We start from the raw sequence: 12,275 nt of genomic DNA on the forward strand, positions 1-12,275 counted from the left end.
GGCCGGCCCGGTGGGGCGGACGGCTACGGCCGGCCGTCCGGCCAGAGGCGGGGTCGGCGCTTCGCGGCGGCGTCCTCGGCCCAGCCGAAGGCGAGGACGCAGAGCGCGATGAGGGCCCAGGTGATCAGGAGGACCGGTATCCAGCTCTCCAGCAGCCACGGGACGTTCTCGCCGAGGGCGTCCACCGACCAGAGCCGGTCGTAGAGCGTGGCGGCGGCCAGGATGCAGACGTTGTGCCAGAGGTAGACGGTCACGGCCCGCGAGTTGAGCAGGGTGATCGGCCGGTCGAAGGCCCGCAGCCGCCGCGGCCACTCGGTCCAGGAGGGGCTGTAGTGCAGCAGGAGCAGCACGCAGCCGAAGGACCACAGGGCCTGGGCCAACGGGATGGAGTCCAGGTCGAAGCCGCTGCGGAACCCCTCGTGCGCCGCCCACCACAGCCCGGCGCCCGCGAACAGCGGGGCGAGGGAGGGGACGACGTAGGCGGGGAGCCGCTTCAGGACGCCCTCCTGGTGGGCCATGCCGAGGACCCAGCAGGCGCCGAAGGTGGAGAAGTCGGTGATGGCGGAGTCGAGGCGGTCGGGGGTGGAGAACAGCTCCAGCCGCATCACGACGGCGAGCGCGAGCGGGGCGAGCAGCGTCGGCCGGGGCAGCCGGCGCAGACCGCGCAGGATCAGCGGGGAGAACAGCACGAACCACAGGTAGGCGCGGATGTACCAGAGCGGCCCGGCCAGGTCCTCGGGCCAGCTCTCGCCGAGGAACCCGTCGACGCCCGCCACGCCGTACGCGTACGGCGGGTCGCTGAGCGGCAGCACCCAGTACGCCAGGTGCTGCCACCACCATCCGGGGTGGCCCTCGGCGTCCGGGCCCCAGCCCTGGGCGACCATGCCGGTGACGCCGATCGCGCCGAGCAGCCAGAGCGGCGGCAGCAGCCGGCGGACGCGGCCGCGGATCACCTGGACGGCGGGCCGCTTGAGCGAGCGGGCCATCAACGTCCCGGCCAGGGCGAACATGACGCCCATGGAGGGGAAGACGACGGGCAGCCAGGCCCAGCCGGTGAGGTGGTAGAGGACGACCCGGAAGAGGGCGAGGGCCCGCAGCAGGTCGAAGTACCGGTCGCGGACGGGCTCCGCCCGCACGGCGGGCGGCGGCGGGACCGCGGGGGCCGGGGCGGGGGCGGCGGGAGCGGGCAGGGGCGGGGCGGTCATCCGAAGGGCCTCCACTCCGCGGTGTCGCGCGGCGCGTCGGCGGCGAACCGCGGCGGATACGGAGCCTCGGCGACCGACCGCTGCGGGTACGGGGTCTCGGCGACCGACCGCGGCGGATACGGGACCTCGGCGACCGACCGCGGCGGGTACGGGGTCTCGGCGACCGACCGCTGGGGGTACGGGACCTCGACAGCCGACCGCGACGGATACGCGGCCGGAACTCCGCCGGGGACCTCCAGCGCGCCCGTGCGGCGCAGCTTCTGCCAGCGCAGCCGGCCGCCGGTGAGCGCGGTGATCCAGGACTGGAGCAGCACGACGTACATGAGCTGGCGGTAGAGGATCTGCTGGAGCGGCAGCGAGATCAGGTGCGTCATCCGCTCCTTGTCCAGCCGGAACGCGTAGGCGGCGCAGACCGCCTGGACGACCAGCACGCCGAACCAGGCGGCCACCGTCTTCCCGGTCGGGCCGAAGACCAGTCCGTACAGCAGGAACACGTCGATCAGCGGGGCGAGCAGCGGGGCGAGGACCATGAAGAGGGAGACGAACGGCAGCCCGATCCGGCCGAAGCGGCCCGAGGGCCCGCGTTCGACGACCGCCCGGCGGTGCTTCCAGATGGCCTGCATGGTGCCGTAACTCCACCGGTAGCGCTGCGACCAGAGCTGCTGCACGGACTCCGGGGCCTCGGTCCAGGCGCGGGCGTTCTCGGCGTAGACGACGCGCCAGCCGTCCCGGTGCAGGGCCATGGTGACGTCGGTGTCCTCGGCGAGGGTGTCCTCGCTCATCCCGCCGACCCGCTCCAGGGCCTCGCGGCGGAAGGCTCCGACCGCGCCGGGGATGGTGGGCATGCAGCCGAGCACGTCGTACATGCGGCGGTCCAGGTTGAAGCCCATCACGTACTCGATGTGCTGCCAGGCGCCGATGAGCGAGTCGCGGTTGCCGACCTTGGCGTTGCCCGCGACGGCCCCGACCCGGGGGTCGCCGAAGGGCTGGACCAGTTCGCGGATGGTGGCGGGTTCGAAGACGGTGTCGCCGTCCATCATCACGACGATGTCGTACCGGGCGTGCCGGATGCCGTTGTTGAGAGCGGCGGGCTTGCCCGCGTTGCGCTGGCGCACGACCCGTACGCGGGGCAGCCGCAGGGACTCGACGAGGTCGGCGGTGCCGTCCGTGGAGCCGTCGTCGATGACGATGACCTCGATCCTGTGCTCGCTCGCGACGAGGGAGCGCACGGTGGCCTCGATGCACGCGCGTTCGTTGTACGCGGGGACGAGGACGGAGACCGGGCGGGTGACGGGCGGGCCCCAGGCGAAGTTCCGGCGGCGGACCTTGCGGGCGTGCAGGAAGGAGAGCAGCAGCATCAGCCCGAAGCGGGCCAGGACCAGGACGCCGATGACGGCGAGCCCGACGACCAGGACGCCGGTGACCCGCTCGGAGACGGCGACGGCGGAGACGAACGCCTTGCCCTTCCACAGGTCGAACCCGGTGACCGGGGTGTGCGCGCTGGGGGCGTCCAGGGCGGTGGTGAGCCGGGTGAAGGTGTAGCCCTCGCTCTTGAGGGCGGGCAGCAGGGTGTCGAGCGCGGCCACGGTCTGCGAGCGGTCGCCGCCGGAGTCGTGCATGAGGATGATCGCGCCCTTGCCGTCCTTCGGGGTGGCCCGCTCGACGATGGCGCGGACGCCGGGGCGCTTCCAGTCCTCGCTGTCGGTGTCGTTGACGACGGTGAGGTAGCCGCGGCTGCCGATGTACTCGGCGACCGGCCAGGACGTGTTGTCCATGGCGTACGAGAAGGAGGAGTAGGGCGGCCGGAAGATCGAGGTGCGGATGCCGGCCGCGCCCGCCAGGGCCAGCTGGTTCTGCGACAGCTCCCAGTCGATGCGCTCGGTGGACTGGTAGGAGAGGTCGGGGTGGTTGAAGGTGTGCAGCCCGATCTCGTGGCCCTCCTCGACCATCCGCTCGACCAGGTCGGGGTGGCGGGCGGCCATGTTGCCGGTGACGAAGAAGACGCCGTGCGCACCGTGCTCCTTCAACTTCTCGAGCACCTTCGGCGTCCACACCGGGTCCGGTCCGTCGTCGAAGGTGAGGACGATCCGGCGGTCGGGTATGCGCAGGGTCTCGGCGTCACCGGAGCGGGCGTCGATGACGGGGCCGCCGGAGCGGACCTCCTGCGGCACCCGGGTGTTCTGGTCGGCGTTGCGGACCCGGTGGTCGGCGAGGATCTCGTTGTGCACGTATCCGCGCAGCATCAGCATCGCGAGCAGGGCGACGAGGAACGTCGTCGGCAGGAGGTAGCGCATGGGGAGCCGGAACCGGCTCCGGCCGCGTGACGCCTTCCTCTTCCTGCCGTCCCTGCCCCGCGTGGCGGGGGCGTTCATCTACGGGGTGCTCTCTTCTTCCACCGGAGGGGCGGGGCTCTCTGCGGGCGGGGCCGTCGGGGCGGTCGGCTCCGGGTCGGGGGACGGCGGCGGATCGACCGGCGGCTCGGCGGCCGGGGTCGTGGGGACCGGCTCGGTGACCGGGCCCGAGCCGCCGGAGGCGGTGGCCGGGTCCGCCGGCCGGGACGCGGAGGGGTCCTTCGCGTTTCCGGCGGGCACCACGACGGAGGCGGCCGAGGGGGCCGCACCGCCGGGGCCTGCGGGGCCGTCCGGATCGGAGGCGCCGGGGTCCGGTTCGGCGACGTCGTCGGAGGGGACGTGGACGGTGGAGTCGGGGGCGGGGGCGTCCTCGACCTGCTCGGACCGCGCCTTCTCCTCGGGCCCGAAGACGGGCAGCCGGGGGGCGCTGGCGTTTCCGCCGAGGACGGCGAGGACCAGCGTCACCGCGTAGGCGGCACAGCCCGTGGCCAGGACCCAGCCGAGGCGGCGGAAGGTCTTGCTCCGGCGTCCGCTCTCATCCACGAAGACGGGCCCCTCCGAACCGCTCGGCGGAACGGGTTCACCGGACAGGTCGGCGAGGCGGCGGCCCAGTCCGTCGAGCTGGAGCGTCGCGTCATGGGGCTCGTGCGTACGCCCGGTCGTCTTGTCTTCGCGCCAATTGTCCACAGATGCAGCCCGTCCCCCACTCAATGAATCAGGCGCATCGAACTTGACTGGTTCTTTACTGTCGGCGCGGGCCCCCACCCGTCCACGAACCAGGCGACCATGCACCCGGACGATGAATGTAGCGCACGGCGTTGACGCCCAAGTGCCCCTGAACGGAGTTGATCAGGAACGGTTTCGCATCAGTGACAGATCGCTCCGGGGAAGCCAGGACCCGGACGGCCGGTCCAACCACCCTTCGGCAAGGGCCAACTGGTCAGCAGCGTTGCGTAGGGCGTCTACGCCGGGGTGCCGCAGCCCCTTCCGCCAGACCAGCGACAGCGGCGAAAGCGGAATCGGATCGACGAGCGGCCTCAGCACCGTCCCGGGCAGCGGCGGGAAGCCGGTGACGGCGAGCACCGGGTGGCCGGCCTTGGAGATGACCCGCTGGAATTCAGCCACCCCTACGGCCAGCGGTACGGGGGGCGCCAGCACGATGCCCCACTCGGCGAACAACAGGGCGGCGAGCTCCGTCCACTCCCGCGTCCGCTCGTTGCCGGCCCCCGCGTAGACCGTCTCGCCGGACAGATCGGCCAGGGGGACGGCCGCCCGGTCGGCGAGAGGGTGGGAGGCGGGCACCATCAGGGCCATGGGCTCGTACCGCACGGGGTGCGCGGCGAGCCCCGAGCGCACCGCCGGGGCCAGCCCGGCGGCACGCCCGAAGGAGGCGTCGAGCCGGCCGGCCAGGATCTCGGACGCCGCCCAGGTGAGCCCGGACTCGAAGCGGGCCATCAGCTCGCACTCGGGCGCCAGTTCGCGGGCCCGGGCCAGCACCCGGGCGGCGGTGGACCCGTCGCTGTTCAGGTCCACGAGCAGCGGCCGGGCGAAGGCCCCGCTGAAGGCCCCGGCGAGCTCGGCGTGCGCGTCGAGCACGCGGCGGGCGTACGGCAGCAGGCGCTCGCCGTCCGGGGTGAGGGTGACCTGCCGGGTGGTCCGGACGAACAGCTCGGCCCCCAGCTCCCGCTCCAGCCGCCGGACGTCCCGGCTCAGCGCCTGCTGGGCGACGAAGAGCCGGGCGGCGGCCCGGGTGAAGTGCAGCTCGTCGGCGACGGCGAGGAAGGCGCGCAGGAGGCGGGGGTCGGTGTCGGGGGAAGGCACGCGGCGAATCTACCGCCCGACCCCGCATTCACAACACGGATGCGTGAATCGGTCCGCAGAAGGTGTTGGACCCGGCCTGCGGGGCGCGGCGAGCCTGGTCCGTATGCCGATACGTCCCGCCGCCCGTCCGGAGTCCGCCCCGCCGTCCGCCGCCCGCACCCCCTCCGCCGCCCCGGGCGGCTCCGCCCCGCGCACCGGACGCCGCACGCACGCGGGCGCCCGGCGTCCGGAGACCGCGCACCCGCCGGTCCCGCCCGCCCGGCGCCCCCGGGCCGCCGCACCCGCGCCCACGCCTCTGCTCACCGTCGCGGGCGGCCAGCTGGTCGCGGCCCCGCGCTCCGCACCCGCGAGCCGGGGGCGGCGGTCCCGGCCGTCGTCGAATCCGTACCTCCGGCTCCTGGCGACCCCCGGGGCCCGCGCCTTCACGGCGGGCAATCTGATCGCCCGGCTGCCGATGGGGATGTTCAGCGTCAGCGCGGTCATCATGATCGCCGGGGCCCGGGATTCGTACGCCCTCGCCGGGGCCGTCACCGCGACCGGTCTGGCGGCCACGGCGGTCGTCGCCCCCTTCACCGCCCGGCTGGTGGACCGCTACGGGCAGGCGCGCGTCGCGGTGCCCGCCACCGCGCTCGCCGTGCTGGGCTCGCTGGCGCTCGTGCTGTGCGTCCACCACGACGCCCCGGTCTGGACGCTGTTCGCCGCGTACGCCGCGACCGCGACGACCCCGAACACCGGCGGGATGTCCCGGGCCCGCTGGGCGCACCTGCACCGGGGCGACCCGGCGGCCCTGCACACCGCGAACTCCTTCGAACAGGCCGCCGACGAGCTGTGCTTCATGCTGGGCCCCGTGCTGGCGGCGACGCTCTGCGGGGCGCTGTTCCCGGAGGCGGGCACCCTGGTGGGCGCGGTGCTCCTGATGACCGGCGTCCTGGTCTTCGCCGCCCAGCGCGCCACGGAACCGCCCGTCACCCCCCGTACGCGGAGGGCGGCCTCACCGCTGCGCACCCCGGGGACGCCCGCGCTGCTGGCGGTCTTCCTGGCCACGGGCGCGGTGTTCGGGGCGCTGGAGGTGGTCTCCATCGCCCATGCCGGGGGCGCGATCCTGGCGCTCCAGGCTGCGGGTTCGTGCGCGGCGGGCCTGGTCTACGGTTCGCTGCGGCCCGCCCGGGACGTCCACCGCCGGCTGCTGCTGTGCCTGGCCGGGATGACGACGCTGATGTCCCTGCCGCTGCTGGCCGCCGCCGGCTCCGCCGCCCTGCCGGTCCTGGCGCTCTGCCTGCTGCTGGCGGGGGCGGCGACCGCGCCCACCATGGTCACCGGCATGACACTGGTCCAACGCGCCACCCGCCCCGAGCAGTTGAACGAGGGCATGACGCTCGCGGTGACCGCGCTGCTGGGCGGCGTCGCGGCCGGCGCGGCGGCGGGCGGCTGGCTGGTCGAGCACGCCGGGACGGTCCCCGGCTACACGGCCCCGATGACGGCGGCGGCGCTGGCCCTGGCCGTCGCGGGGGCGGGGCGGCGGGTCCTGAGCCGAAACCCCGCCCGGACCCGCTGACGGCTCCGCGCGGACCGCTCGGGGGCCGCCCCGGCCGAAGCCCCCGCGAGGCGGTCGCGCACCCCGCCGATGAGCGGCGGGCGGTCGCGGGACAGCAGAAAAGCCGTTGCCCCGCGAGCTGACTCGCGGGGCAACGGCCCACATGGGAATTGTGGAGATGGCGGGAATCGAACCCGCGTCCAACGGTGCGGAACCAGGGCTTCTCCGAGTGCAGTTCGCTACGCTTTTCTCGGCCCCGGAGGTCACGCGAACAAGCCTCCGACAGGCCCAGCCACTGTTTGATTTCCTTCTCGGCCCCGTGGCCGGGCCGAGAAGTTTAGATCCCTAGTTGATGCCAGGATCCGGGTCGGGACCACTCCCGGGCTGACACTCCGCAGAGTCTTCGCTAGCTGCTAATTAGGCAGCGAGGGCGAAGGCGGAGGAATCGCGCTTGGAATTGGCGATTATTGTTTGCGACATATGGTTTACGAGATCATTGCCGCTTCCTCGACTCGCTTCCCCTGCTTCGACATCCGCTGTCGAAACCGATCATCCCCATGTTGATTTTTCAATCCGCGCACCTTCGCTGAGGTGCACGGCCCATCGTACGTGACCAACGCGGGACGATGCCACCGTATTCCCGCGACCGGGTCCGACGGACCCGGTCAGGCGCTGCGCTGACGGCGGCGGGCCGCCGCGATGGCGCGGTTCGTCTCCCGCGTGTCCTGCTTCTCGCGGAGCGTCTGCCGCTTGTCGTACTCCTTCTTGCCCTTCGCGAGCGCGATCTCGACCTTGACCCTGCCGTCCTTGAAGTACAGCGCGAGCGGCACGATCGTGTGGCCCGACTCCTGCGACTTCGACTCCAGCTTGTCGATCTCGGCCCGGTGCAGCAGCAGCTTGCGCTTCCGCTTGGCCGCGTGGTTGGTCCAGGTGCCCTGGACGTACTCCGGCACGTGGATGTTGTGGAGCCACGCCTCGTGGTCGTCGATCTGGACGAACCCGTCGACCAGGGAGGCCCGCCCCATGCGCAGGGACTTGACCTCCGTACCCATGAGGACGAGACCGCACTCGTAGGTGTCGAGGATCGTGTAGTCGTGCCGCGCCTTCTTGTTCTGCGCGATCATCTTGCGCCCGGTGTCTTTGTCCTTCGCCATAGTGCGGTCATTTTCGCACTACGACCCGCCCCCGAGGCCACTCAATACCGTTTCGGCCCGCTGCTGGGCCCCCTCGCGCACCACGAGGTCGGGGGTGATGCCCCTGCCGTCGACGGTGCGGCCGGCCGGGGTGCGGTAGTGGCCGACGGTCAGTTCGGCCACCGAGCCGCCCGGGAGTTCGCTCGGCATCTGCACGGAGCCCTTCCCGAAGGTCGGCGAGCCGACGGTGACCGCCCGGCCCCGGTCCTGGAGCGCACCGGTCAGCAGTTCGGCGGCGCTCATCGTGCCGCCGTCCACCAGGACGACGACCGGCCGGTCGGTGTCCCCGCCCTGGTCCGCGTAGAGCGCCTGCTCCTGACCGCGTACGTCGTACGTGGCGACCAGCCCGCCGTCCAGGAAGGCGGAGGCGGCGACGACGGCCTCGGCGACGAGTCCGCCGGAGTTGGCGCGCAGGTCCAGGAGTATCCCGGCGTCGTGGGGGGCGTCCCGGACCGCGTCCCTCACCTCGGTCCCGGCGCCCTTGGTGAAGGCGGCGACCTTGATCAGGACCGCCGGGGAGGACGCCTTCCCCAGCCGTCGCACGGTGACCGCCTCGGTGGTCAGCCGGGCCCGCTCCACCGTCTTCGTCCAGCTCCGGCCCTTGCGGACCAGTTCCAGCTCCACCCGGCTGCCCTCGCCCGCCCCCGTACGGTCGCCCCGGAGCAGGGCCACGACCTCCGCGACGGGGCGCTTGCCGACCGCGCGGCCGTCCAGGGTGCGCAGCAGGTCGCCGACCCGCACGCCGGCCCGGTCGGCGGGGCCGCCGGGCTGGACGCGGGAGACGACGACGTCGCCGCCGGCGGTGCGCCGGGCGGAGAGGCCGACCCCGGTGTACGAGCCGTCCAGGGCCTGCTCGAACTCCTCGTACTCCCGCTCGTCGTAGACCGCTCCCCAGCGGTCCCCGCTGCGGCTGACGACCTCCTCGGCGGCGGCCTTCACGGACGTGCCGTCCGCCTCGGCCCGGGCGGCGGCGGCCTCGATCTCCCGGCGGTCGACCGGGGCGACGGTGGAGGAGACGGCACGGGTCTGCGGTGCGGGCGCGGGGCCGGGGTCCCGCGGCAGCGAGCCGGTCGCGGCGGCGGTGGCGAGGGCGCACCCGAAGGCCAACGTCAGGGTCGCCCCGCGGCGCAGGCCGCGGGGCCCGAAACGCTGAGCGGGGCCCGACATGGCGTCGAGTCTAGGACAACCCCCTTGGAGCGCACGGGCGATCACTCGTGCGCCCCAGAGGGCTTACGTCACACCTTCAGGTACTTGCGCAGCGCGAAGAGAGCGGCGACGGCGGGCATCAGCAGGCCGATCGCGAGCACCAGCGGAAGCTTGGTGAGGACCGCGTCCCAGCCGATGAAGTTGATCAGGTTCAGCTTCTCCTGGAGGGCGAGACCGCCGTCGATCAGGAAGTACCGGCCGCCCAGCAGCATCGCGCAGGCCAGCACGCCGCCGATCAGACCGGCGACGGCCGCCTCCATGATGAAGGGGGCCTGGATGTAGAAGCCGGAGGCTCCCACGAGGCGCATGATGCCCGTCTCACGTCGTCGGCTGAACGCGGAGACGCGCACGGTGTTGACGATCAGGATCAGTGCGATGACCAGCATCAGGATCATCACGTAGATCGCGACGACGTTCATGCCGTTCATCAGCTCGAAGAGGTTGTCCAGGATGGACCGTTGGTCCTGGACGGACTGCACCCCGTCCCGCCCGGCGAAGGCCGTCGCGACGACCTTGTACTTCTGCGGGTCGTCCAGCTTCACGCGGAACGACTCCTGCATCTGGTCGGGCGTGATGTTGCCCGCCATCGGGGAGTCGCCGAACTGCTCCTGGTAGTGCTTGTAGGCCTCGTCGACCGTCTCGAAGTGGACCGTCTCGACGGCCTCCATCTTCTCCAGGTCGGCCTTGATCTGGTCCTTCTGCTCCTTGGTGACAGCCCCCTTGGCGCACTTGGGCATGTCCTTGGCGTCGTTCTTGTTGCAGAGGAAGATCGAGACGTTGACCTTGTCGTACCAGTAGTCCTTCATCGTGCTGACCTGCTCGCGCATCAGCAGCGCGCCGCCGAACAGGGCGAGCGAGAGGGCGACGGAGACCACGACCGCGAAGGTCATCGTGAGGTTGCGGCGGAGACCGACGCCGATCTCCGACAGGACGAACTGGGCGCGCATGGCGTCCTTTCAGTACTCGATGCTCGAAACGCACGAAGGGCCGGAGCCCTTCGGTCAGTGCTGGTAGCCGTAGACGCCGCGCGCCTGGTCGCGTACGAGACGGCCCTGCTCGAGCTCGATGACGCGCTTGCGCATCTGGTCGACGATGTTCTGGTCGTGGGTGGCCATGATCACGGTGGTGCCGGTCCGGTTGATCCGGTCCAGCAGCTTCATGATGCCCACCGAGGTCTGCGGGTCGAGGTTGCCGGTCGGCTCGTCCGCGATCAGCAGCATGGGGCGGTTGACGAAGGCGCGGGCGATGGCCACGCGCTGCTGCTCACCGCCGGACAGTTCGCCGGGCATCCGCTCCTCCTTGCCGCCGAGGCCGACGAGGTCGAGGACCTGCGGCACGGCCTTGCGGATCTCTCCGCGCGGCTTGCCGATGACCTCTTGCGCGAAGGCCACGTTCTCCGCGACCGTCTTGTTGGGCAGCAGCCGGAAGTCCTGGAAGACGGTGCCGAGCTGGCGGCGCATCTGCGGCACCTTCCAGTTGGACAGCCGCGCCAGGTCCTTGCCGAGCACGTGGACCGTGCCCGTGCTGGCACGCTCCTCGCGCAGGATCAGTCGCATGAAGGTCGACTTGCCGGAGCCGGAGGACCCCACCAGGAAGACGAACTCACCCTTCTCGATGTCCAACGAGACATCGCGCAGAGCCGGTCGGGTCTGCTTCGGGTAGGTCTTGGAGACGTTGTCGAATCGGATCACGAATGCACCACGGTCGGCCGGGAGTAGGTGAGCGTGACCATACGCGAACCGGGCTCACGCGTGCAGGCGGCGTCCGGTGATGGGCGATTTATGACGGAACCGCCCCCGGAACGAAACGGGTCGTGGCGGCCCTTGTCCGGCGGGCCGCGCCGAAACCGTCGCGAGCTGGCACAGTGGTGGGGGGAACGGTTGCGTTTCCGTGGGCGTTGTGCGGGGAGAGACCGGGACCGGTTCCGCCGTGCGGGAGGAGGAATGCGCATGACCTACGACCGACTGGTGTGCGCGAACTGCGCGTCCCCCGTCAGCGAGGGCCGCTGCCGCGTCTGCCGTGCGGTCCGGCAGCAGATGCTGGAGGAGCAGGGCCAGGGTCCGCTGGCCGGGATGAGCCCGGCGACGCTGATCGCCCTGATGGTGGTGCTGCTGGCGGCGCTCGCGCTGCTGGCGCACCAGGCCGGCTGACCGGGGCGCGCTCCCCCTCGTCCCGCCGGGGCTGACGGACGTACGCGTACGGCCTCCTGAGCGGTCCGGACCACGCGGAAGGGCCCGGAAGGCGTTCGACGCCTTCCGGGCCCTTCCTCATGCTGTTCCGTGCCGTGCGGGGGCCTTGCTCGCCCCCGCTACGCGTCGGTACGGTCCACCGCGGTCCGCTCGGACCTGGGGCGTGTCGCGAAAGTAGCGCCGTCCGCCCGGAGGGCGGGTTCGGCGGCGTCCGGTGCGTGCGACCGCAAGGCGGAGGGCCGCCCCGATACCGGATGTATCGGGGCGCCCCGACAACGCGGCGAGCGTGCGTGCCGGGCGTCGCCGAGCAGGCGGGACTTTCGAAACCCGCCCTAGGCGACCGTGCGACCGCCGCCGACCAGGCGCGGCAGGATGCGGAAGCCGATGCCGCCCGCGATCATCGTCGCGGCGCCGATGACCAGGAAGGTCGTTTCGGCCGCACCGGTCTCGGCGAGCTCTTCCTTGCCCTTGCTCTGCTCGACCGGCTTGTTGCCGACGCTGTCGGTGTCGGTGTTGTCGGTGCACTCGGCGCCGTCGAGGTCGACGGTGCAGGCGGTGTCGTCACCACCGGTGGTGGAGCCGCCGGCGGCGCTGGAGCCGCCCTGGTCGCCACCGCCCTGGTCGCCGCCACCCTGGTCGCCACCGCCCTGGTCGCCGCCACCCTGGTCGCCACCGCCCTGGTCGCCGCCACCCTGGTCGCCGCCACCCTGGTCGCCACCGCCCTGGTCGCCACCGCCCTGGTCGCCACCGCCCTGGTCGCCACCGCCCTGGTCGCC

11 protein-coding genes and 1 other RNA gene are annotated in these 12,275 nt (G+C 72.3%); 2 read left to right on the forward strand and 10 right to left on the reverse strand.

Translation table 11 applies throughout. The annotated features are described in order from the left end of the window. Positions 1-23: 23 nt before the first annotated feature. The 4 genes from AMK24_RS08355 to AMK24_RS08370 form a co-directional block, all read right to left on the reverse strand. Positions 24-1,205 (reverse strand): acyltransferase family protein, encoded by a 1,182-nt coding sequence (locus AMK24_RS08355; protein WP_073766577.1) that lies wholly within the window; start codon positions 1,203-1,205, stop codon positions 24-26. Beyond that, complete coding sequence (locus AMK24_RS08360; RefSeq protein ID WP_242435045.1) at positions 1,202-3,577, reverse strand: bifunctional polysaccharide deacetylase/glycosyltransferase family 2 protein; 2,376 nt, start codon at positions 3,575-3,577, stop codon at positions 1,202-1,204. The genes AMK24_RS08355 and AMK24_RS08360 overlap by 4 nt, the downstream gene beginning before the upstream one ends. After that, positions 3,578-4,243: a hypothetical protein gene (locus AMK24_RS08365; protein WP_073766579.1), complete on the reverse strand. Its 666-nt coding sequence runs from the start codon at positions 4,241-4,243 to the stop codon at positions 3,578-3,580. A gap of 162 nt (positions 4,244-4,405) precedes the next feature. Beyond that, entirely contained in the window at positions 4,406-5,377 is a 972-nt protein-coding gene (locus AMK24_RS08370; RefSeq protein WP_073766581.1) for a LysR family transcriptional regulator, read from the reverse strand. Positions 5,378-5,480: 103 nt separating this feature from the next. Here AMK24_RS08370 and AMK24_RS08375 point away from each other — a divergent pair, with 103 nt between their 5' ends. Beyond that, entirely contained in the window at positions 5,481-6,932 is a 1,452-nt protein-coding gene (locus AMK24_RS08375; protein WP_242435046.1) for an MFS transporter, read from the forward strand. Between the two features lie 149 nt (positions 6,933-7,081). Here the strand turns inward: AMK24_RS08375 and ssrA are convergent. From ssrA to ftsE, 5 genes are all read right to left on the reverse strand, one after another. After that, positions 7,082-7,468: a transfer-messenger RNA gene (gene ssrA, locus AMK24_RS08380) on the reverse strand. A 108-nt stretch (positions 7,469-7,576) separates the two neighbouring features. Continuing rightward, entirely contained in the window at positions 7,577-8,065 is a 489-nt protein-coding gene (gene smpB / locus AMK24_RS08385; protein WP_073766583.1) for an SsrA-binding protein SmpB, read from the reverse strand. 18 nt (positions 8,066-8,083) lie between these two features. Further along, positions 8,084-9,271, reverse strand: a complete 1,188-nt coding sequence (locus AMK24_RS08390; RefSeq protein ID WP_073766585.1) for a S41 family peptidase — start codon at positions 9,269-9,271, stop codon at positions 8,084-8,086. Between the two features lie 68 nt (positions 9,272-9,339). Next, positions 9,340-10,257 (reverse strand): permease-like cell division protein FtsX, encoded by a 918-nt coding sequence (gene ftsX, locus AMK24_RS08395; protein WP_073766587.1) that lies wholly within the window; start codon positions 10,255-10,257, stop codon positions 9,340-9,342. A 54-nt stretch (positions 10,258-10,311) separates the two neighbouring features. Next, positions 10,312-11,001: a cell division ATP-binding protein FtsE gene (ftsE, locus tag AMK24_RS08400; RefSeq protein WP_073766589.1), complete on the reverse strand. Its 690-nt coding sequence runs from the start codon at positions 10,999-11,001 to the stop codon at positions 10,312-10,314. Positions 11,002-11,259: 258 nt separating this feature from the next. Here ftsE and AMK24_RS08405 point away from each other — a divergent pair, with 258 nt between their 5' ends. After that, positions 11,260-11,460: a hypothetical protein gene (locus AMK24_RS08405; RefSeq protein ID WP_073766591.1), complete on the forward strand. Its 201-nt coding sequence runs from the start codon at positions 11,260-11,262 to the stop codon at positions 11,458-11,460. Between the two features lie 371 nt (positions 11,461-11,831). Here AMK24_RS08405 and AMK24_RS34635 read toward each other — a convergent pair. Then, on the reverse strand, positions 11,832-12,275 hold a 444-nt coding region (locus AMK24_RS34635; RefSeq protein WP_242435047.1), incomplete at its 5' end, for an LPXTG cell wall anchor domain-containing protein.

The sequence above is a fragment of the Streptomyces sp. CB02366 genome (assembly GCF_001905905.1).
Taxonomy (GTDB): Bacteria; Actinomycetota; Actinomycetes; order Streptomycetales; family Streptomycetaceae; genus Streptomyces.

Bases quoted from the DNA above. Each gene is read 5' to 3' on its own strand.
- AMK24_RS08405 (WP_073766591.1), top strand. From the start codon at position 11,260: ATGACCTACGACCGACTGGTGTGCGCGAACTGCGCGTCCCCCGTCAGC.
- AMK24_RS08375 (WP_242435046.1), top strand. From the start codon at position 5,481: ATGCCGATACGTCCCGCCGCCCGTCCGGAGTCCGCCCCGCCGTCCGCC.
- smpB (WP_073766583.1), bottom strand. From the start codon at position 8,065: ATGGCGAAGGACAAAGACACCGGGCGCAAGATGATCGCGCAGAACAAG.
- AMK24_RS08355 (WP_073766577.1), bottom strand. From the start codon at position 1,205: ATGACCGCCCCGCCCCTGCCCGCTCCCGCCGCCCCCGCCCCGGCCCCC.
- AMK24_RS08390 (WP_073766585.1), bottom strand. From the start codon at position 9,271: ATGTCGGGCCCCGCTCAGCGTTTCGGGCCCCGCGGCCTGCGCCGCGGG.
- ftsX (WP_073766587.1), bottom strand. From the start codon at position 10,257: ATGCGCGCCCAGTTCGTCCTGTCGGAGATCGGCGTCGGTCTCCGCCGC.
- AMK24_RS08360 (WP_242435045.1), bottom strand. From the start codon at position 3,577: ATGAACGCCCCCGCCACGCGGGGCAGGGACGGCAGGAAGAGGAAGGCG.